A 20,639-nucleotide genomic window follows, 5' to 3' on the forward strand; every position below is an offset into this window, starting at 1 on the left:
TGGTGGGGCGAGGCGGCCCGTCGCGCGTGCGTGGCGAGTCCGTGGCGGCGCGGCAGCCCCTCCCAGACGCCGCGCCGCCGCGGACTCAGAAGCTGTACTTGGCGGTGAACTGCAGGCGGGCAATATCGCCCTTGGCGCCGCTTTCGATCTCGCGCTTGCCCACCATCAGCTCGGCGCCGACGTCGACCTTGGGCATCGGCGTGTAGAAGACGTTGCCGCGGAGGCTCTGCACGTTCTTGGTCACGCCCAGCCCGGTCAGCGCGGCGTCGTTGGCGTAGTCGCTGCGCGCGTAGATCAGGTTGGTGCGCAGCTTGGGCGAGAACGCATGGCGCCAGCCGATGTAGCCGGCGACCACGCCGACCGTGTACAGGTCGCGGTCGGCCGCGTCGTAGACCGCGTCCTGGGCGATGCCCAGGCCGACGTAGCGGCCGATGCCCTCGCCGCCGCTGAGCTGGTAGAACAGGCTGTCGCTGTCGCTGGCCACCCACTTGCCGCCCAGGGTCAGGCCGCCGGCGGCCTTGCTGGCGTCGGCGCCGGTGGCGCGGTTGTCCACCTTCAGCTGGCCGAGCAGGCCGGCGATGCCGAAGCTGCCCCAGTCGCCCTTCCAGCCGTAGCGCACGGTCAGGTCCGGCAGCGCGCCGCGATCGGAACTGGCGCTGGTGATCACGCCGGTCGCACTGCGGTTGTACAGGGTGGTTTCCGGGTTCTCCAGGGTGATGCTGAAGCCGCCGTGGGTGTAGCGCAGCTGCGCCTGGCGCACGAAGATCACGCCGTCGGTGGGGCCGATGAAATCGGCCGCTTCCGGCAGCGCCGCCGGGTCCATGAAGTTGGACCAGGTCTGGCCGGCCAGCCAGTGGTTCCAGTACATGTAGGCGTGGCGCAGGGTGGCGCCGTAGGTGTTGGTGGCGGTCTGGTTGCCCAGCGCGTTGCCGAAGAAGTCCAGTTCCACAAGCGCGCCGGCCTTGTCGCCGGTATCGGTGACGCTGTCCACGCCGACGTTGATGCGCGAGAACTTGGCGTGCGCGTTGTAGTCGGTGCCGGACCTGCCGCCGCCGACCGGGGTCTGCCCCGGCAGGTACAGCGCGCGGCCGGTGGCGTCGTCGGCGAGTTGGCCGTCGCCGGTGCGGGTGGCCAGGAAATCGGCCTTGATGAAGCCGCCGACCTTGAACGTGGTGCCGGGTGCGGCGCCGGGGGTGATGGTAGTCGCCTGGATCGGCGCCTTGCCGGCCGGCAGCGCCGGTTGCGCCGCCTGGCTGGACTTCATTGCAGCCACCTCGGTCCGGGCCTGCGCGATCTGGCCCTGCTGCTGTTGCTGCGAGGACAACAGCAACTGCACCTGCCGCTCCAGCTCGGCCACGCGGGCCTCCAGCGCCTGCTCGCGCGCCGACGGGGGCTTGCCGCTCTGCGCGAAGGCCGCGCCGGGCGCGACCAGCGCCATGCACAGCGCGGCGGCCAACGGGCGCCGTGCCAACGATGCGATGCGGTTGCGCATTACTCCCTCCCGAATAATGGATATCCGCCGCGCGCAGGCACGGCTGGATGCAGGGTGCGCGCCGCGGCAGGCCGCGCCTATTGGCCATTAGTCGAACGGGCCCGGCGTTTACGACCATCGTCTAAAGCCCGTCGCGTGCGCGCTTAACGGTGGATGCGGCAAACTGCGCCATGACGCGCCGCCGCATGCGGCGCACCGTTCATTGCAGAGGGCACCATGGCCGCTATCTACCCCGTCGATCCGCAGTTCGCCGCCCGGGCGCGGATCGACAAGACCCAGTACCAGCGCCTGTACCGGCAATCGGTGGAGCAGCCGGAGGCGTTCTGGGGCCAGGCCGCCGAGCGCCTGGACTGGTTCAAGAAGCCGACCCGGATCAAGGACGTGAACTTCGCCCTGGACGACGTCCATATCCGCTGGTTCGAGGACGGCGAACTCAACGCCAGCGTCAACTGCCTGGACCGGCAGCTGGCCACGCGCGGCGACAAGACCGCGCTGCTGTTCGAACCGGACAGCCCGGACGCGCCGTCCTACACGGTCAGCTACCGCGCGCTGTACGAACGCGTGTGCCGGCTCGGCAACGCGCTGCGCTGCCTCGGCGTACAGAAGGGCGACCGCGTCACCATCTACCTGCCGATGATCCCCGACGCGGCGGTGGCGATGCTGGCCTGCGCGCGCATCGGCGCGATCCATTCGGTGGTGTTCGGCGGCTTCGCGCCCAATTCGATCGCCGACCGGGTGATCGACTGCGGCAGCAAGCTGATCATCACCGCCGACGAGGGCCTGCGCGGCGGCAAGAAGATCCCGCTCAAGGCCAACGTCGATGCGGCGCTGAAGCTGCCCGGCACCACCACCGTGGAGACCGTGCTGGTGGTGCGCCACACCGGCGGCGTGGTGGCCATGCAGGCCCCGCGCGACCGCTGGTTCCACGACGTGGTCGACCCGCAACCGGCGCAGTGCGAGCCCGAGCGCATGAACGCCGAGGATCCGCTGTTCATCCTCTACACCTCCGGCTCCACCGGCAAACCCAAGGGCGTGCTGCACACCACCGCCGGCTACCTGCTGTACGCGGCCTACACCCACGAGGCGGTGTTCGACCTGCGCGAGGACGACGTCTACTGGTGCACCGCCGACGTCGGTTGGGTCACCGGCCACAGCTACATCGTCTACGGGCCGCTGGCCAACGGCGCCACCGCGCTGATGTTCGAGGGCGTGCCCAACTACCCCAACGTGTCGCGCTTGTGGGAGGTCATCGACAAGCACCGGGTGACGATCTTCTACACCGCCCCCACCGCGATCCGCGCGCTGATGCGCGAGGGCGAGGCGCCGGTCATGCGCACCTCGCGCGCGTCGCTGCGCCTGCTCGGCAGCGTCGGCGAGCCGATCAACCCCGAGGCCTGGCGCTGGTACTTCGATGTGGTCGGCGACGGCCGCTGCCCGATCGTGGACACCTGGTGGCAGACCGAGACCGGCGGCATCCTGATCACCCCGCTGGCCGGCGCGATCGACCTCAAGCCCGGCTCGGCGACGCTGCCGTTCTTCGGCGTGCAGCCGGCCCTGGTCAGCGCCGACGGCGAAGTCCTGGAAGGCGCCACCGAAGGCAACCTGGTGCTGCGCGACTCGTGGCCGGGGCAGATGCGCACCGTCTACGGCGACCACCAGCGCTTCATCGACACCTACTTCCGCACCTACCCGGGCAGCTACTTCACCGGCGACGGCTGCCGCCGCGACGCCGACGGCTACTACTGGATCACCGGCCGCGTGGACGACGTCATCAACGTCTCCGGCCACCGCATCGGCACCGCCGAGGTGGAGAGCGCGCTGGTCTCGCATCCGAAGGTGGCCGAGGCCGCAGTGGTCGGCTTCCCGCACGACATCAAGGGTCAGGGCATTTACGCCTATGTGACCCTGGTGGCCGAAGAGACCCCGGGCGAGGAACTGCACCGGGAACTGGTGGCCTGGGTGCGCAAGGAGATCGGCCCGATCGCCGCGCCCGACCACCTGCAATGGGCGCCGGGCCTGCCGAAGACGCGCTCGGGCAAGATCATGCGTCGCATCCTGCGCAAGATCGCCGAGAACGCGCCCGACCAGCTCGGCGACACCTCGACCCTGGCCGATCCGTCGGTGGTGGAGTCGCTGGTCAACGAGCGGCTGGCGCGCTAGAGCCGGGATTTCGGGGGTTGGGATTGGGGATTCGCCGAAGCGGTCCCCGCCCCACTTCCACATCGCTGACGAGGCCGACTCCCGCTGTCGCCGTTGCCAATCCCCAATCCCCACTCCCGGCTCCGCAAATGCCCACCCTGCTGATCGCCGACGACCATCCCCTGTTCCGCGAGGCGCTGCGCGGCGCGGTGCAGCGGGTGATGCCGGGGGTGCAGCTGTACGAGGCCGACAGCGTGGAAGCGCTGTATGCCCTGGTCGACCGCCACGCCGACGCCGATCTGCTGCTGATGGATCTCAACATGCCCGGCGCGCAGGGCTTCAGCGCGCTGGTGCACATGCGCGCGCTGCATCCGCAGTTGCCGGTGGTGGTGGTGTCCGCGCGCGAGGAGCCGACGGTGATGCGGCGCGCGTTGGATCACGGCGCGTTCGGCTTCATTCCCAAGTCGGCCGATTCGGACACCATCGGCCTGGCCCTGGGCACGGTGCTGGACGGAGAGCGCTGGGCGCCGCCGGAAGCGCACAACGTGCCGCCCACCGACCGCGCCGAACGCGAGGTCGGCCAGCGCCTGCGCGAACTGACCCCGCAGCAGTTCCGCGTGCTGCAGATGCTCGGCGCCGGCCGCCTCAACAAGCAGATCGCCTACGACCTGGGCGTGTCCGAGGCCACGATCAAGGCGCACGTCACCGCGATCCTGCGCAAGCTCGGCGTCACCAACCGCACCCAGGCGGTGCTGATGGCCGGCAAGCTGGCGATCGACCGCGACGGCATCGTACTGCCGCTGGAAGAGGAGTGAACCCACGCCACGCCTGGAAGCGCAAGCGCATCGCTTTGCCGGATGCGTGCGCTGTGTTTCGTTCGCTGGAATGCGGCTGCGGCTCGATCGTCTCGCAAGGACATGCGGTCGTGCGCAAGGCTGGCGCAGCGTCACTGTAGGACCGGTTCCAACCCCGACCGCTTTCCGCGCAACCCGAGCCATCGCCCGCACACCCAGCGATCGCCGGTCCATCTCGCAGCCATCCGTTCCTTCGCACCGATGCCGCGACCGCTGCGCCACGCAGCGCATATAGAGGCTGCTAAGAAAAAAAGCAGCAGGTTCGAGCGCGTTCGAGGCGTATTCGCCGGCATTCGCTGCTGTTACACTGCGCGCCCCTTGGGGAGTAGCCTGCTGTCCGGCGTACCCGGACAGCGCCCGCATCAACACACTCGGCCGCAGCGCCGTGGTGCGGGCAGCCATCTCGGTTGGCGAGACCAGCGGCGAGCTTGCGTGGCGAAAGCCGGGCGCGCGCGCTCGTCGTCGTCTCCTGCCCCGGCGCGGTCCCCCACATGTCGTTTCTTTCGATTCTGTTGCTCGGCATCGCCATGTCCACCGATGCCTTCGCCGCCGCGGTCGGCAAGGGCGCGGCGATGCGCAAGCCGCTGTGGCGCGACGCGCTGCGCGCCGGCCTGATCTTCGGCTGCATCGAGGCGCTGACGCCTGCACTGGGCTGGCTGCTGGGTCAGGCCGCCTCCCGGTACGTGGTGTCGTTCGACCACTGGATCGCGTTCGGCCTGCTGTCCGCGCTGGGCGTGCACATGATCGCCGCCGGGCTCAAGCCGGAGCAGGTCGAGCAGGCCGCCGAGACGTCCAAGCGTCAAGGCTTCTGGAACCTGGCCGCGACCGGCCTGGCCACCAGCATCGACGCGATGGCGGTCGGCGTCGGCCTGGCCTTCCTGGACGTGAACATCGTCGAGGTCGCGGTAGTCATCGGCCTGTGCACGCTGACCATGGTGACCCTGGGCATCATGCTCGGCCGCGTACTCGGCACGCTGGCCGGCAAGCGCGCGGAAATCGGCGGCGGCGTACTGCTGATCGCGATCGGCTGCACCATCCTGTACGAGCATCTGCACTGAGGCGCGGATTCGGGATTGGGGATGGCGGGGCGCTTCGCCGCGCTATCCCGGATCGCGCGTGTTCGTTCGGCTTCGGCGCTGCGTCGGGGACGGTCTGGCGGTGAATTCCAGGTAGGTGGACAGGATGTACTTGTCGCCGCTGCGTGGCGGCAACGCGGCATGCAGGGACATTTCGTCGTGGCGACGCAAGCGATCGCAGACGCGCGCCAGCGCGAAGAACGGGGCGCTCTGCTTGCGCTTGTCGATGAGCGCGCACTGGCTCGGCGACGGGCCCGGTCGCCTGGACGCACGGCGCCAGCTCGGCATGCAGCGCGACACCGTGCTGGCGCTGCGGCGCGCGCTGCCGTCGCTGCTGGTCTATGCGCTGCTGGTGATCGGCGGCGCGCAGCTGCTGGCCCGGTATGTCAGCCACGACGAGCGCGCGCTGCGGCCGGTTGCGCGCGATGGCCGCTGGCGCTGCTGCAGTTCGCCAGCGGCAGCCGCCACGACGCCGGCTCGGCGTACCGCGTCACCCGCACGCCGTGGCCGCGGCGCGAACTGCAGGGCCACTGGCAACTCGCCGCCGCGCACGGCAACCTGTCCGGCACGCACATGCTGGCGCTGCACGACGGCGCCGAACCGGAACCGCGGGTGCAAGCGCTGCTGCTGCCCGACGCGTCCCGCGCCGCCGCGCCGATCCCGGTCGCCGCCGCGCAGGCACAGCGGCGCGAACTGGCGCTGGCGGCGGCCACTCGGGGAGCGACGGGATCGCGGTGCCGTGCGGTGCGGTCATGCGCTGGCGGTCCGGAGCGGCGAGCGGAAAGGGCCGCCACCATGGCCGGGCCGAAGCGCGGGTCGCAACGCGCGCCGTGCCGGCAGCCGGCAAAAGGCGCACACACTGCTGATACGCGGCCGGGCCGCCGCGCGCGCCGACCGCGCCTAACCGTTCTTGATCGGATCGTGGTGTGCGCTGAGGAACGCGCGCAGCGAAGCGGGCTTGACCGGCTTGGTCAGCACCCGGTAGCCGCGTTCGCGCGCCTGCAGCTTCAGTTCGTCGCGGCCGTCGGCGGTGAGCAGCGCGCCGGCGACCGGGCCGACCATCGCCTTGCGCAGCGCGTCCAACGTGTCCAGTCCGTCCAGGCGGTCGTGCAGGTGGTAGTCCACCAGCATCACGTTGGGTGCGCACGCCGCCAGCGGCAGCGCTGCGTCCACGGTGCTGGCGCAGATCACCTGCACCTGCCAGCGGCCGAGCAGCGCGCGCATGCCATCGAGGATCTCCTGGTCGTTGTCCACGCACAGCACGCGCAACCCGGTCAGCGAGTCGCTGGCGGCGACGCTGCGCTGCTGGCGCTGCTGCTTCTGCGGCACCGGCGCCACCCGCGGCAGGGTGATCGCGAACATGCTGCCGCGGCCGACCGTGCTGCGCGCATCCAGCTCGTGGCCGAGCAGGCGCGAGATGCGCTGGCAGATCGACAAGCCCAGGCCCAGGCCCTGCTCGCCCCAGTCGAACGGCTGCTGGTAGCGCTGAAATTCCTCGAAGATCTGCTGCATGTGGCGCTCGGGTATGCCGGGGCCGGTGTCCCACACCTGCAGTTCCAGTTCCTCGCCGCGCCCGCGCATGCCCAGCACGATGCGGCCCTGGCGGGTGTAGCGCAGCGCGTTGGCGAGGAAGTTCTGCAGCACGCGGCGCAGCAGGCGGCGGTCGCTGCGCACCCAGATCGGCCGCGCGTAGGCGTGCAGGCGCAGACCGCGGCCGGCGGCGACCGGGGTGTACTGCGCGGCCAGCTCGCGCAGCAGCACGCTGGCATCGAAGTCCTCGATCGCCGGGCGCAGGCCGCCGGCATCCAGCCGCGACACGTCGAGCAGGCCGTCGAGCAATTCCTCGGCCGCACGCAGCGAGGCGTCCACGCGCTCGGCCAGGTGCCGCTGTTCCTCGTTCTGGTGCGCCTCGCGCAGCGCCGAGGCGAACAGCCGCGCCGCGTTGAGCGGCTGCAGCACGTCGTGGCTGATGGCGGCCAGGAAGCGGGTCTTGGACTGCTGCGCCAGTTCGGCCTCGCGCGAGCGCGCCGCCACGCGCTGCTCCAGCGTCTCGTTGGCCTCCAGCAGCGCCTGCTCGGCGCGCTTGTAGTCGGTGATGTCGTTGTAGCTGGTCACATAGCCGCCGCCGGGCAGCGGCTGGCCGCGCATCTCGATCACCTTGCCGTCGCTGCGGGTGCGCTCGAACACGTGCGGCGTGCCGGCGCGCATGTGCGCGATGCGGCGCTCGATCTGCTCCTCGATCAGGCCGCCGCCCAGCTCGCCGCGCTCGGCGTTGTAGCGGATCAGGTCGGCGACCGGGCGGCCGACGTAGAGCATGCCGTCGGGGTAGCCAAACATCTGCTGGTAGCGCCGGTTCCACGCGGTCAGGCGCATCGCCGGATCGACCACGCTGACCCCGGCGCTGATGTTCTCCAGCGTGGTGGACAGGATCTCGCGGTTGAAGCGCAGCTCCTGCCCGGCCTCGTCCAGCACCGCCACCACTTCGCCCAGGTCCATGCCCGAGCCGCGCAGCAGGCTGGTCAGCACCAGCCGCGCCGAGGCCGCGCCGATCGAGGCGGCGAGCAGGCGTTCGGTGAACTGCACCCAGGCGCGGTCGGCCACCGCATTGGGCTGCGGCTCGCGGCCGAGCAGCTGCGCCTGTTCGGCGAAGGCGCGGCGCGCGTGGCGCTCGCCGACCATGCGCTCGGCCAGGGTCTGCAGGTCGATCACCTGCACCTGCCCGAGCCAGTCGCCGGCCACCGCCGGGCGCTGCGAGTACGGTTCCAGGAACGGCGCCGCGCGCATGCGCTCGTCCAGGCCCGGACGCCAACGCGCCGCCACCAGCATCATCGCGCCGACGTTGACCAGCAGCGACCAGAACGTGCCGTGCGCCAGCGGATCCCAGCCGCGCATACCGAATAGCTGCTGCGGACGCAGCCAGGAAATGCCGAACGGCCCGTCGTGCAGCCACTGCGGCGCCAACCAGCCGGCCTGGGTCAGCGCCGGCAGCAGCAAGGTATAGATCCAGGTGCCGAAGCCCAGCAGCATGCCGGTCTCCACGCCCTTGCGGCTGGCGCCGCGCCAGTACAGCCCGCCGATCAGGCCCGGCGCGAACTGCGCCACCGCGGCGAAGGCCATCAGCCCGTACGAGGCCAGGGTGCTGTCGTTGCTGCTGCTGCGGTAGTAGCCGTAGGCGATCAGCGCCAGCAGCAGGATCGCCAGGCGCCGGATCCACAGCACCCGCGAGGCGACGTCGGCGCCGGCCGCCTGCTGGTGCCCACGGCGGCGCAGCAGCACCGGCATCACCAGGTCGTTGCTGACCATCGTCGCCAGCGCGATGCTGGAGACGATGACCATGCCGGTGGCGGCGGAGAACCCGCCGACGTAGGCGACCAGCGCCAGCGCGCTGCGACCCTCGGCCAGCGGCAGCGCCAGCACGATGCTGTCGCCGGCCACCTCGCCGGAATGGCCGAACAGGGCGACGCCGGCCGCGGCGACCGGCACCACCATCGCCGAGATCACCACCAGATACAGCCCGAACAGCCAGCGCGCCTTGCGGATGTCGCCGATGTCGCTGCACTCCACCACCGCCACATGGAACTGCCGCGGCAGGCAGACGATGGCCAGGAAGCTGAGCAGCGTCTGCGAGATGAAGCCGACCGGCGGCGTGTTCTGGAACAGCGTGCGCGCCGACTGCAGCACTTGCCCGTCGCGCCCACTCAGCCACACGTAGGCGAACACGCCCACCGCGACCATCGCCAGCAGCTTGACCACCGATTCCAGCGCGATCGCCAGCATCATGCCGTGGTGGTGTTCGGTGGCATCGACCTGGCGGGTGCCGAACAGGGTCGCGAACAAGGCCATCAGCAGCGCCACGTACAGCGCCGGATCGGCGTAGAACGGCGCGCCCGCTCTGGACTGGCCGCTGAGCACCTGCAGGCTCATCGCCACCGCCTTGTACTGCAGCGCCAGGTACGGCACCACGCCGACCAGCGCGATCGCCGCCACCAGCGCCGCCAGCCGCCGCGAGCGGCCGTAGCGCGAGGAGATGAAGTCGGCGATGGAGACCGTGTTCTCGCTGCGCGCGATCAGCGCCAGCCGCTCGACGATGCGCCAGCCGAACAACAGCAGCAGCAGCGGGCCCAGGTAGATCGGCAGGTAGCCGGCGCCGTTGCGCACCGCGCTGCCGACCGCGCCGTAGAACGTCCACGACGAGCAGTACACCGCCAGCGCCAGGCCGTACACCGCCGGGCGCAGCCATGGCCGCTGCGGGTACAGCGGCCGCCGGTCGCCCCACCATGCCACCGCGAACAGCAGCGCCGCGTAACCGACCGATACCAGCAACAGGATCCAGCTAGAAACCAAGGTCGAGGTCCCCAAGACGATCGCGGCAGTCTAGGACCTGTTGGCGGGATCGGGGTAGGCCGCGCCACCGATGCCACGCCAGACCAGCGCTGGCGCCGAAGGCCCGTCGCCGCGCCGCGCGGCGACACCGCAGCATGGGCACAGGCTAAGATTCGCGTCGTGACCACCCGTGCCCGCCCGCGCTGATGTCCTCCGTACCGGCCGCGTCGCGGGCGAGCTACCTGCAGCAGCAACGGCTACGGCTGCAGGCGCAGTTGCAACAGGCGCAGGCGCGGCGGGCCGCGGCCGAGGCCGAGGTGGAGCGGCACCTGCCGGCGGTGGAACAGGCCGTGGCCGCGATCGGCCGCGGCTTCATCGCGCAGGCCGCCCAGGCCGCCGCCGCCGTGCTGCGCCGCGAACGCCGCCGCGCCTGGTGGCCGGCGCTGCTGCTGCGTCCGCTGCTGCCGGACTGGCGCTGGCGGCTGGCGCTGCTCGCGTTCCTGCTGCTGGCGCTACCGTGGATGAGCGCGCACTGGCTCGGCGACGGGCGCGGCTATCTGGACGGGTGGCGCCATCTGGGCATGCAGCGCGACACCCTGGTGCTGCTGCAGCGGGCGCTGCCGTCGCTGCTGGTCTATGCGCTGCTGGCGATCGGCGGCGCGCAACTGCTGGCCCGGCATGTCAGCCAGGATGAACGCGCGCTGCTGACCGGTTTCGCGCAGCGGCCGCTGGCGCTGATGCAGTTCGCCCGCGACGACCGCCACGGCAGCGCCTATCCGTACCGCGTCACCCGCGCGCCATGGCCGCTGCGCGAACTGCAGGGCCGCTGGCAAATCGACGCGGCGCACGGCGACCTGGCCGGCGCGCGCATGCTGGCGCTGCACGACGGCGCCGAACCGGAACCGCGCGTGCAGGCGCTGCTGCTGCTGCCCGACGATCGCCATGCCGCCGCGCTGATCCCGATCGCCGCCGAACTCGGCGGCGACGCACAGGCACAGCTGCGCGAGCTGGCGCTGGCGGTGGCCGCGGACGCCGCCGCCCAAGCGCCGCCGATCGCCGAGCTGCACCGGCACGTGGACGCCTGGATGGATGCGCGCAGCCAGCAGCGCATGCTGCAGCAGCGGCTGCAGAGCATGGACGACATCCACCGCCACTGGGCCGACGTGGCGCTGCCCGACGGCACCCTGGACCAGATCCTGAAGCTGGTGGACCTGTTCGTGTCCGGACGCACGCCGGCGCCGAAGGGCATGCTGTTGCAAGGTCCGCCGGGCACCGGCAAGACCCTGATCGCGCGCAAGCTGGCGCGCCATGCCGGCTGCCATTTCGAGGCGCTGGGGGTGGCCGACCTGAAGGCCGCGCACGTCGGCCACACCGGCCCCAAGGTGCAGGCGATCTGGCAGCGCTGCCGCGCCAAGGCGCCGGCGATCCTGTTCATCGACGAATGCGAGAGCGTGTTCGCGCGCCGCGGCGGCGTGGACAGCGACAGCTTCGGCGCCGAGCTGGTACAGACCTTCCTGGCCGAATGGGACGGCTTCCACGAAGCCTGCGGCCAGGTGCTGGTGATCGGCGCCACCAATCGTCCCGAATTGCTCGACGACGCGGTGCTGTCGCGCTTCACCGCCAGCATCGGCATCGGCCTGCCCGACGCGGCGGCACGCGCGCGCATCCTCGGCGGCGAACTGGAGCGCGCCGGCTTCGCGCTGGCGCTGGATCCGCGCGTGGTCGCCGACAGCAGCGGCCTGTCCGGCCGCGACCTGCACACCCTGGTGGCGCGGGCGGCGGCCGAGTGCCTGGACGGCGAACTCGACGGCGATGCGCTGCTGGCGCAGTTGCGCTTGCTGCGCGGCAAGGGCTCGACCCGGGTGGCGCCCTTGGACTGGAACGACGTCGTGCTGCCGGCGGCGGTGATCGAGGAATTCGTCGGCTTGGGCAAGGAACTGCGCAATGCCGAGACCCTGGCCACGCTGGGCGTGCCGGTGCCGCGCGGGATCCTGCTGGACGGCCCGCCCGGCACCGGCAAGACCCAGCTCGCGCGGATCCTGGCCAGCCAGTCGGGCCTGGCCTTCATCGCCCTGGCCGGCGCCGACCTCAAGGCCGCTTACCTGGGCCAATCGGGCCAGCGCGTGCAGGCCGCGTTCGAGCGCGCCCGCGCGCAGGCGCCGTGCATCGTGTTCGTCGACGAGATCGACATCGTCGCGCCGGCCCGCGGGGCCGACGGCGACGACGCGCTGACCCGCGAGATCGTCGGCCAGTTGCTGCAGGAACTGGACGGGGTGGCCAGCCAGGCCGGGCAGGTGTTCCTGCTGGCCGCCAGCAACCATGCCGCCGCAATCGACCCGGCACTGCGGTCGCGGCTGGACCGCCAGATCGAGATCGGCCTGCCCGACCACGCCGCGCGCCGCGCGATCGTCGCACGCCTGCTGCACGGCAAGCCGCTGGCGTTCGACGCGGCGGACGCGGCCGCCTGGTTGGCCGCGCACAGCGACGGCCGCTCCGGCCGCGACCTGCAGACCTGGGTCGGCCGCGCCATGCGCCGCGCCGCCCGCCGCGCGCTGCTGGAAAGCGACGATGCGGCGAACACCCGGCTGCAATGGAACGATCTGATCGACACCACGGATGCGCCGCCCGTGTAGGAAGGAGCGCAAGGCGGCCCCTGGCCATCCCGCTCTGCGAAACCAGTGCGTCCACCGCAGATGCCTGTCGGGAAAGGAGCGTTCGACGCGGCGCGCAAACATCCCGGTCGGGGTTGAAACCCCTCCTGCAGGAAGTGCTGGTATCGCTACGGCGCAAACCCCAACCCCCTCGCCCACACCCGCATCCGCGCAAGGAGCGTGTGCGAGGTCATGCACAGCGTGCGGCCATCGTCGCCGAAGGCGCAGTTGAAGACGGCGTCGTCGGTCTCGATGCGGCCCAGGCGGCGGCCGTCTGGCGCGGACACGCGTGCGCCGCCGGGACCGGTGGCCAACACGCGGCCGTCGGGCGCCACCGCCATGCCGTCCGGCAGGCGGGATCGGCGGCGCCGACGAGGTCGGAGGCATCGGCGAAGACGCGCCTGCCGGCGACCGCGCCGCGCGCGTGGAGCGCATACACGGTCCACACCGGCTGTGCCGGGTCGGAGTTGGCCACGTAGCAGGGTGCGTTCGTCGGGTGACAGGGCGATGCCGTTGGGGAAGCACAGGCCATCGTCCGGCAGGTGCACGCTGCCGTCGGTATCCAGGCGATAGACGCCGTTGAAGCGCATTCTGTCGTCCTCCACCGGCGACACCCATCTGCTGCGCTACGTGATCGGCGATTCGCCGTACGGTGCGTTCACCTACCAGGGCCCGCTGCCGAGCCCGGTGGCCGGCGGGACCACGCGCCACTCGACCTGCCGGTTCCAGGGCACCTGGTACCTGTTCCACCACGACGCGATGCTGTGCGGCGGCGTCAACCACCTGCGCTCGATCACGCGCACCGAACGGCGGCACGGCGCGCAGGGACGCATCGCCCTGCTCCATCCCCGCGGCGAGCCGCGGGCGGCGGCGGCCGGTCCGCCACGCGCCGGCATCGTGAATGCCGGCCGGCGTGGTGCACGATGACGGCGGTCCCATCGGCTGTGTATGCTCGGGTCTCGTGGAAGACATGACGCCCGCCGAGATATCCCAGCGCATCGACGCTCTGCGTCGCGAGCACCGTGCGCTCGACGAACAGATCCAGCGCATCCCGGCCAACCTCGACGACGAACTGCAGGCCAAGCGGCTGAAGAAGCGCAAGCTGCAGCTCAAGGACTGCATCATGCGCCTGGAGCACCTGCTGATTCCCGACGAACCGGCGTGAGCGCGGCGACGTTCTTCAGCGTCGGCCATTCCACGCGTCCCCTGGACGGGTTCCTGGAGATCCTGCACGTCGCGCAGGTCGCGCAGCTGGCCGACGTGCGCGCGTTCCCGTCGTCGCGGCGCTTCCCGCAGTTCGACGGCCGCGCATTGGCGCGCGCGCTGGCCGCCGCCGGCATCGGCTACCGACACTTCCGCGCGCTGGGCGGACGCCGCGGCCAACAGCCCGGCATCGACCCGCAGCGCAACGGCCATTGGCGCAGCGTCGGTTTCCACAACTACGCCGACTACGCGCTGGGTGGCGAATTCGGCGAGGCGTTCGCACAGCTGCGCGCCTTCGGCAGCCGCGGCGCGTGCGCGCTGATGTGCGCCGAAGCCGACTGGCGCCAGTGCCATCGCCAGATCGTCTGCGATCATCTGCTGCACCACGGCCACCCGGCGATCCACCTGATCGACGCGGTGCGCCGCGAGCCGGCCACCCTCAACCCCGCCGCGCGCAGCGATGCGCAGGGTCGGCTGGTGTATCCGGCGCACAGCGCGCCTGCCGGCCCGGTCACTGGCGATCTGTTCGGCGGCTGAGCCGTTGGATCCCGGCGATGCCGACGATGCCACGTGTGGGAGCGACTGAAGTGGCTTGTGTCTTATTCGGGTCTATCGTTGAGATGAGGGCGGAGTGCGGCAGGCCGCTCGTTACCGCCGCCGATTCAATCCTGCGGCGCCACCGGCTCTTCCGGCTTGGCCGCCTCCGGGCTGACCCGCTCGATGGTGTAGCGCAATTCGCGGCCGAGGATGAACTTGGCGTCCTTGGCCCGCGCCGCGATGACCTGGTGGCGCCGCCTTGTTAGGCGCGTCGCCACGCGCCCGGATGCTGCCGCATCGCGTCGCTAGATACAGGCCGACTCAGGCTCAATCCTGCGGCGCCATCGGCTCTTCCGGCTTGGCCGCCTCCGGGCTGACCCGCTCGATGGTGTGGCGCAATTCGCGGCCGAGGATGAACTTGGCGTCCTTGGCCCACGCATCCAGGCGTTCGTCGAACACCAGCTTGCTGCTCTCGTCCGGCCACACCAGTTTCAGCTCGCGCAGCTTCTGGATGAAGCCGCGGAACAGGGTCTTGTCGAAGAACTCCGGCGCGGCCGGCGCGTACAGCAGGCTCAGCCGCTGCGCGGCCTGCTGGCACAGGCTTTCCAGTTCGCCGGCGCCGAGCTTGCCGGGGCCGTTCTTGACCAGCACCGAAATGGCGATGTAGTAGCGCTCGAACGCCTGCTGCAGCGAATGCCCGATCGCGCGCAGCCGGAACACCTCGTCGGTCTGCCCGGTGTTGCGCGCCAGCACGCCGCCGTCGTCGTCGTTGACCTGCAGCAGCAGGCCTTCGCGCACGAACACCGCGATGGTGCGCTCGATGCGTTCGGCGAACTGGTCCTCGCTCCACGGCAGGAACAGTTCGGCCTGCAGGAACGGGTACACGGTGCGGCCCAGCCGCAGCAGTCCGGAGCGGCTCATGCGGCGGTTGTTCTGAAAACAGCACGCCACCCAGGAAGAGGCGGTGAACAGGTGCAGCACGTTGTTGCGGAAGTAGCTCAGCAGCACCGCGTTGTCGCCGTTGACGCTGAGCACGTCGCCGAGCGGATGCGGCGTGCGGGTCAGCACGTTGATCTCCTCGGCGTGGGCGATGATGCGCTCGGGCGAATGGGGGGTGACGGTGACCCGGTCCGAGTACGGCAGTTCGGCCAGCAGCTTCTTGCACAGTTCGATTTGCGCGACCAGGTCGGCCTCGCCCATCGCGTGCTTGGGCGTGGACAGCAGCGCCAGCGCCAGCAGGTTGACCGGATTGACGTCGGCGGCGGCGTTGATGTGCACCTGGATCTGCTGCGCCAGCGCATCGACGGTGCCGTTCAACCAGGTCGGCTTCTCGTCCTCGCCCAGCGGCTGGCCGTCCCAGTCCGGCGCGCGCTGCGCCAGCACCTGGCGCAGCGCGATCGGCTCGCCGAAGTTCACCACCACCTGGCCGTAGTTCTGCTTGAGCACCTTGGGGATGCTCCACAGCAGGCCCCAGATCGATTCCTTCTCCTTGGGCCGGCCGCTGAGTTCGTCGAGATAGCTGTTGCCTTCCATCAGCTTCTCGTAGCCGACGTAGATCGGCTGGAACAGCACCGGCTTGCGCGGCTGGCGCAGGAACGCGCGCAGGGTCATCGCGATCATGCCGCCCTTGGGCTGCAGCAGCCGGCCGGTGCGCGAGCGGCCGCCCTCGACGAAGTACTCGATCGAGTAACCGCCGGCCACCAGCTGCGCCACGTACTCGCTGAGCACCGCCGAGTACAGCGCGTTGCCGCGGATCGAGCGGCGGATGAAGAACGCGCCGCCCTTGCGCAGCAGGGTGCCGACCACCGGCAGGTTGAGGTTGATGCCGGCCACGATGTGCGGCGGCACGATGCCGCGTTCGTACAGCAGGTAGGACAGCAGCAGGTAGTCCATGTGGCTGCGGTGGCTGGGCACGTAGATCACCTCGTGCCCGGGCGCGGCCTCTTTCAGCTTGTCCAGGTGGTGCACCAGCACGCCGGCGTAGATGCGGTTCCACACGTGGGTGAGCAGGAAGCTGGCCGAACGCACCACCGGGCTGGAGTAGTCGGCGGCGATCTCCCAGGCATAGGCGTGGGCCTTGCGCCAGGCGTCCATCGGCTTGCTGTTGTCGCGCTTGGCCTGCGCGGCGATGGCCTCGCGCACCGGCTCGGCGGCCAGCACCTGGTCCACCAGCAGGCGCCGGGTCGACAGGTCCGGCCCGATCACCGCCTCGCGGATGCGCCGGAAATGGGTGCGCAGCACGCGCTGCAGCTTGCGCACGGTGCGTTCCGCCGGCAGCCCTTCGTCGACCGTCTGCCGCATCGACACCGGCGGGGCGAAGCGCACGATGGTGCTGCGGCCGTTGAGCAGCACGCCGAGCAGGCGGCGGAAGCTGCCGACCAGCGCCCAGTTTTCCGAGAACAGCACCGCGAACCAGCCGCTCTGTTTGTCCGGGGCGCGGCCGACGAAGATCGACACCGGCACCAGGTGGATGTCCAGGTCCGGGCGCTCGCGATGCGCCTGCAGCAACCTGGCCAGCGAATCGGAATGGGTCTTGGCGCCGCGCTGTTCGGGGATCAGCGCGTTGTTGCTGCTGCGCCGCGACAGCGCCAGGTAGGCGCGCTTGCGCCCCAGCGGGTCGCCGGGCAGCGGCACCAGCGGCGACGGCAGGCCGGCCTCGCGGCAGGCCTTGTCCAGGATCAGCGCGTTGGATAGGCCGTAGTCTTCCAGCACGTAGACCACCGGGCGGCCGTCGTCGTACTGGCCGGGTTCGGCCGGCTCGATGTTCAGGCCCAGCCACGGATCGGCCACGCGCCCGAGCAGGCGCGCCCACAGCGGCCGCTTGGCGTTGCGCGCGGCGACCGACGGCAGCGGCGCGGCGCCTTGCACGTTGCCGGCGGCGTCGCCGCTGGCCGGGGGAGCGGGCGCGGGCGCCGGATCCGAGGCGCCCGCAGCCGCGGCGGCGGCGGGGAAGAGGAGGGGGTTTTGTTCTGGCATCGGCGTCATTATCGCTTAGCCGGCGGTGCGGGGTCGGCGGCGGGCGCCGCCGGAGCGGCGGCAGGGGCCGCGAGCGGCGCCGCGGCCGCGGCCGCGGCCAGCAGCGTGTCCACCTCGTGCAAGGTCTCGCGCAGGTACCAGCGGCCCTGGCGGCGCACCAGCACCGCGGTGGTGTCGATCCGCGCGCTGCCCAGTGGATACTGGATGCGGACCACCGCCTGGTCGCCCTGCTGGCTGACCAGCCCGGTGCGCAGTTCGCGCACGCTGGCGTCCAGGTCCAGGCCGTAGCCGGCCAGCACCGCCTTCAGCGCGCCCAGGAACAGCCCGAGCCGCTGCAGGCTCGGTTCCATGCCCAGGCGGCGCAGGTCGGCGTCGCGGCGCAGGCCGGTGCGGCGCGCGGCGGCGCTGAGCCGGGCGATCGCCGCCTGCGCGCGCTTGCGCTCTGCCAGCGGCGCGTGTGCGGCCCAGCCGCTCAGCGCCTGCACCAGTTGCATGTAGTGGCCGCGCTGTTGCGGTGTGTAGTCGCCCTGGTTGCGCAGGTACTGCACGCCGAACAGGCCCAGCGAGTGCGCGGCCTGACGCAAGCTCGCGGTCTGCCCGCCGAACTGCGCGTCGAAGGCCCGCTGCAGCTGCCGCTCGGCATCGGCCGCGGACAGCGTGTCGAGCACCTGCGGCAAGCGTTCGGCCAGCGGCAACTCGGTCAGCGGCCAACGGCTGCGGTCCTCGCGCCAGGCCTGCTGCAGGCGCTGGTACTGCGCGGGCGTGACCGCTGCGCGGGCGTAGCCGACGAGATCGTCGCGCTGCAGCGTGCGCGCCAGGTCGCGCACCGCCGCGGCCGGTTCGGCGCTAGCGCCGGGCAGGTCGGCGGGCGCGCGCTTACAGCCGATCAGGGCCAGCGCCAGCAGCGCCGCCGCAGGCGCGGCGCACAAGGACTTCACCGAAATCGGGCGTGGCGGCATGTGGGACTCGTTTCCCAAAACGTTCCGCATCTTGCTGGCCGCGCGCGTTTCCGGCAAGCCGCCGGCCGGCGCGACCACCGCAGGTCGGGTCGTCGACGCGGCGATCAGACATTGCCGAGCGCGCTGGCCATTGGCATCCTCGTCCTTCCCGGCATCGGCGTTCAGGGTGATCTCGCCGACCGCGCTATCGGCTCGGCGGCCGGTGAGCTGCACGCCCGCCGCCAACATACGCCGTGACCGCTGGAGACGATGCGTCCGGCTGTTAGCGCCACCGCAATCGGGCCGATCGACGCGCAAACCGCCAAGGCCTCTTGTGGGTAAAGGTCGTGGCAGTGGCCGCGCCGAACCGCACGGCCAGAGCGCGCGCCGGCAAACCATGTCCATCCCCCTCTCCCCGGCCGACCGTGCCGGCCAGGATCCGGCGCGACCTTCGGCCAGCCCGGCACGCTCGGCACACCGATCGCGGCGCTTTGCAATCCGTAGCGCACCGCGTCGTAGCGACGGCACACCATGTCCGATGCCGATATTCGAAATTTCATTGCAGTCTTATTTTCTTTCGCCCGTGTTTGTCCCACCATTCTGCGCAACATGAAGTGGATGTACGCATAAGTGGTACGGCGGGATTGCGTGAGTGTCGGCGAGACCGCCGGCGAATTCACGAGCCCGATCTTGTTCAGCGCCGATGGTTTATCGGCAATCCGCGGGATTGCAGACGAACCGCCGCGCAAACTCGATGCACATTTGGATGGAATTACATATGGCGATTGGCAGGGTATACTCGTGCAGCATAGTGAAGGCGTGGGGACCCGATCTGAAAAACGCGCTGACGCAGAAGACGGCAATGGCCACGAGCGTCGCCAATGTCAGCGCGGCCCCAAAGGCGCCGCCACCCGTCAATGCCCGTAAATTGAACCGTTCGGGCGGCACGTTCCAAGGGCTGTCAAACCGTTCCTCATCCCCGCCAAGTGCATCCTTGGTCGCGAAGGCAGCCGCAACACAGGCGGCTAGCGCCAGCTGCATCAGTCGCGTCTTCTCGCTCAATACTGGTTCCGATATTTCGGCGAAGATAAATGCGGCGCGCAGAGATTTCCTGCAAAGTATGCTGTCGCAAGAGACGAGCAAAATGCCGTTGCAAGATCTGAACACATCGCCTGCCCAGGAAGAACTGCCGCCGATCAATTGGGGTTCGCGTCCAGCGTCGAGCGTCGGCGCCGCGGAATGGTGGCTGGCACCACTCGCCCTTCCTGAGGCGAACAGCGCCCCGGCGGTAAGCATCGCTGGCCAGCTCAAGGGAGGGATTGCCGATGGCCTGGCGCACGCCAGCGGTGCACGGCATGGCGGCCAAGCCGGCCAAGCGGAAGGCGACGCTTCTCATGGCACGCATTCGAGCGTACACGAGGGCACCGGCGACACAGTGGCTGCGCGTTGCATCGATAGCCATCAGTTCGACGATTGCTGGGACGATGAATTTGGTGATGTGCCGGCTGATGATCTGACGCATAGTCCGGAGAGTGATCTGGAGAGTTCTCTGATGAGTGACTCGGAATGGGACGATGAATTGAGCGATGTGTCGGCTGATGATCTGACGCATAGTCTGGAGAGTAATCTGGAGAGTTCTCTGATGAGTGACTCGGAAAGCGATCCTGAGAGCGATCCGAAGAGTTTTCAGACGCGTGATCTGAGGGAGTATCTGAGGATTTATCCGAGAGATCTGGAGAATTATCCAGAGGGTGATGCGGCGGCGCGTCCGTTTGCGGAGAATGATTCCGGAATGAACCAGGAGTCCACGCTGCAGTCGTCGCAGCGCAGCGAGGAGCACATCGGCGTGGCGCAGACGAAAATCCCGCTCTCATCGATGGCTATTCTGAAGCATCTTGACGCACTTCGAATGCCGACGAACCCCGCCAGCACATAGTTTCGCAGCCTGCGAGCGATTGCGTCGGAGCGCAATGCAGAATGAGTCGAGTCGTTCGGCACGAGCGCTCGACTGTTCGCTGGCGGCGCGCACGCAGGCGGCGTCATCGAAGCGAAAATCGCATCGGACGCGCAAGCACACCCGCGCGACATGAAACCATCGTTTGCGACGATGGCTTTTGGGTTTTCAGATGGAGTGCACCATGAGACTGGATCTGGGAGACGCCAAACTACGCCGCTTCGCTGACGGTGACATCTGCGGTCGGATCGCACGCTGTCGCTGCGCGACCGCGGCACCGGTGGTGCGCCGGAACATTCCCTGGCCAGCCTGTCGCGGTCGGGACCAGGAGGGCGGCGCAGCGCCAGGCGCGTCGGCACATTGCGCCATGTTGCGACGCATCATGTAACCGCTTGCAGTTGCTGTTACCGTCCGCCCACCTCGCTTAGAGGTTTCACTGGACAGGGGCACAGTGAGATACACGTCTGCAATCTTCCCAATCGTCTGTCACGGCGGC

The 20,639-nt window shown here is 70.0% G+C and carries 16 protein-coding genes; 10 read left to right on the plus strand and 6 right to left on the minus strand.

The annotated features are described in order from the left end of the window. Positions 1-85: 85 nt before the first annotated feature. On the minus strand, positions 86-1,492 hold the full coding sequence (locus G4Q83_RS16415; RefSeq protein ID WP_128419674.1) for a DcaP family trimeric outer membrane transporter: 1,407 nt from the start codon (positions 1,490-1,492) through the stop codon (positions 86-88). 216 nt (positions 1,493-1,708) lie between these two features. Here G4Q83_RS16415 and acs point away from each other — a divergent pair, with 216 nt between their 5' ends. The 4 genes from acs (at position 1,709) to G4Q83_RS23585 (ending at position 6,465) form a co-directional block, all read left to right on the plus strand. Further along, entirely contained in the window at positions 1,709-3,652 is a 1,944-nt protein-coding gene (gene acs, locus G4Q83_RS16420; protein WP_128419675.1) for an acetate--CoA ligase, read from the plus strand. Between the two features lie 128 nt (positions 3,653-3,780). After that, complete coding sequence (locus G4Q83_RS16425) at positions 3,781-4,446, plus strand: response regulator transcription factor (RefSeq protein WP_128419676.1); 666 nt, start codon at positions 3,781-3,783, stop codon at positions 4,444-4,446. A gap of 530 nt (positions 4,447-4,976) precedes the next feature. Beyond that, on the plus strand, positions 4,977-5,543 hold the full coding sequence (locus G4Q83_RS16430) for a manganese efflux pump MntP (protein WP_128419677.1): 567 nt from the start codon (positions 4,977-4,979) through the stop codon (positions 5,541-5,543). Between the two features lie 124 nt (positions 5,544-5,667). Then, positions 5,668-6,465 carry a hypothetical protein gene (locus tag G4Q83_RS23585; protein ID WP_246432130.1) on the plus strand — a complete coding sequence of 266 codons (798 nt, stop codon included), beginning with the start codon at positions 5,668-5,670 and terminating at the stop codon, positions 6,463-6,465. Here G4Q83_RS23585 and G4Q83_RS16445 read toward each other — a convergent pair. Continuing rightward, positions 6,462-9,905 carry a hybrid sensor histidine kinase/response regulator gene (locus G4Q83_RS16445; RefSeq protein ID WP_128419679.1) on the minus strand — a complete coding sequence of 1,148 codons (3,444 nt, stop codon included), beginning with the start codon at positions 9,903-9,905 and terminating at the stop codon, positions 6,462-6,464. The two genes, G4Q83_RS23585 and G4Q83_RS16445, sit on opposite strands and share 4 nt — an antisense overlap. A 185-nt stretch (positions 9,906-10,090) precedes the next feature. Between G4Q83_RS16445 and G4Q83_RS16450 the strand changes: the two genes are divergently transcribed. Then, the gene (locus tag G4Q83_RS16450; RefSeq protein WP_128419680.1) at positions 10,091-12,517 is read left to right on the plus strand and encodes an AAA family ATPase; all 2,427 of its coding nucleotides are present in this window, start codon (positions 10,091-10,093) and stop codon (positions 12,515-12,517) included. Between the two features lie 146 nt (positions 12,518-12,663). Here G4Q83_RS16450 and G4Q83_RS16455 read toward each other — a convergent pair whose 3' ends face one another. Continuing rightward, positions 12,664-13,125, minus strand: coding sequence for an SMP-30/gluconolactonase/LRE family protein (locus G4Q83_RS16455; protein WP_128419681.1), 462 nt, complete (start codon positions 13,123-13,125; stop codon positions 12,664-12,666). Between G4Q83_RS16455 and G4Q83_RS16460 the strand changes: the two genes are divergently transcribed. Genes G4Q83_RS16460 through G4Q83_RS16470 form a run of 3 tightly spaced genes read left to right on the plus strand, consistent with a single transcriptional unit; the run spans position 13,115 to position 14,275 of the window. After that, complete coding sequence (locus tag G4Q83_RS16460; protein ID WP_246432131.1) at positions 13,115-13,462, plus strand: glycoside hydrolase family protein; 348 nt, start codon at positions 13,115-13,117, stop codon at positions 13,460-13,462. The two genes, G4Q83_RS16455 and G4Q83_RS16460, sit on opposite strands and share 11 nt — an antisense overlap. 43 nt (positions 13,463-13,505) lie before the next feature. Beyond that, on the plus strand, positions 13,506-13,700 hold the full coding sequence (locus G4Q83_RS16465; RefSeq protein WP_128419682.1) for a YdcH family protein: 195 nt from the start codon (positions 13,506-13,508) through the stop codon (positions 13,698-13,700). Further along, positions 13,697-14,275, plus strand: a complete 579-nt coding sequence (locus G4Q83_RS16470; RefSeq protein WP_128419683.1) for a DUF488 domain-containing protein — start codon at positions 13,697-13,699, stop codon at positions 14,273-14,275. Before G4Q83_RS16465 ends, G4Q83_RS16470 begins: the two co-directional genes overlap by 4 nt. A 125-nt stretch (positions 14,276-14,400) precedes the next feature. Here the strand turns inward: G4Q83_RS16470 and G4Q83_RS16475 are convergent, their stop codons facing one another. Genes G4Q83_RS16475 through G4Q83_RS16485 form a run of 3 tightly spaced genes read right to left on the minus strand, consistent with a single transcriptional unit; the run spans position 14,401 to position 18,210 of the window. Further along, positions 14,401-14,553: a hypothetical protein gene (locus tag G4Q83_RS16475; RefSeq protein WP_158254990.1), complete on the minus strand. Its 153-nt coding sequence runs from the start codon at positions 14,551-14,553 to the stop codon at positions 14,401-14,403. Positions 14,554-14,602: 49 nt separating this feature from the next. Beyond that, entirely contained in the window at positions 14,603-17,260 is a 2,658-nt protein-coding gene (gene plsB / locus G4Q83_RS16480; RefSeq protein WP_128419684.1) for a glycerol-3-phosphate 1-O-acyltransferase PlsB, read from the minus strand. After that, the gene (locus G4Q83_RS16485) at positions 17,260-18,210 is read right to left on the minus strand and encodes a hypothetical protein (protein WP_128419685.1); all 951 of its coding nucleotides are present in this window, start codon (positions 18,208-18,210) and stop codon (positions 17,260-17,262) included. Before G4Q83_RS16485 ends, plsB begins: the two co-directional genes overlap by 1 nt. Before the next feature lie 111 nt (positions 18,211-18,321). On the opposite strand from G4Q83_RS16485, the gene G4Q83_RS24105 reads away from it, so the two are divergent. Together G4Q83_RS24105 and G4Q83_RS16490 are read left to right on the plus strand one after the other, a co-directional pair. Next, positions 18,322-18,447 carry a hypothetical protein gene (locus G4Q83_RS24105; RefSeq protein ID WP_281401976.1) on the plus strand — a complete coding sequence of 42 codons (126 nt, stop codon included), beginning with the start codon at positions 18,322-18,324 and terminating at the stop codon, positions 18,445-18,447. Between the two features lie 508 nt (positions 18,448-18,955). Then, positions 18,956-20,125 (plus strand): hypothetical protein, encoded by a 1,170-nt coding sequence (locus tag G4Q83_RS16490; RefSeq protein WP_185817237.1) that lies wholly within the window; start codon positions 18,956-18,958, stop codon positions 20,123-20,125. Positions 20,126-20,639: the final 514 nt, after the last annotated feature.

Source organism: Xanthomonas theicola, assembly GCF_014236795.1.
GTDB lineage: Bacteria > Pseudomonadota > Gammaproteobacteria > Xanthomonadales > Xanthomonadaceae > Xanthomonas_A > Xanthomonas_A theicola.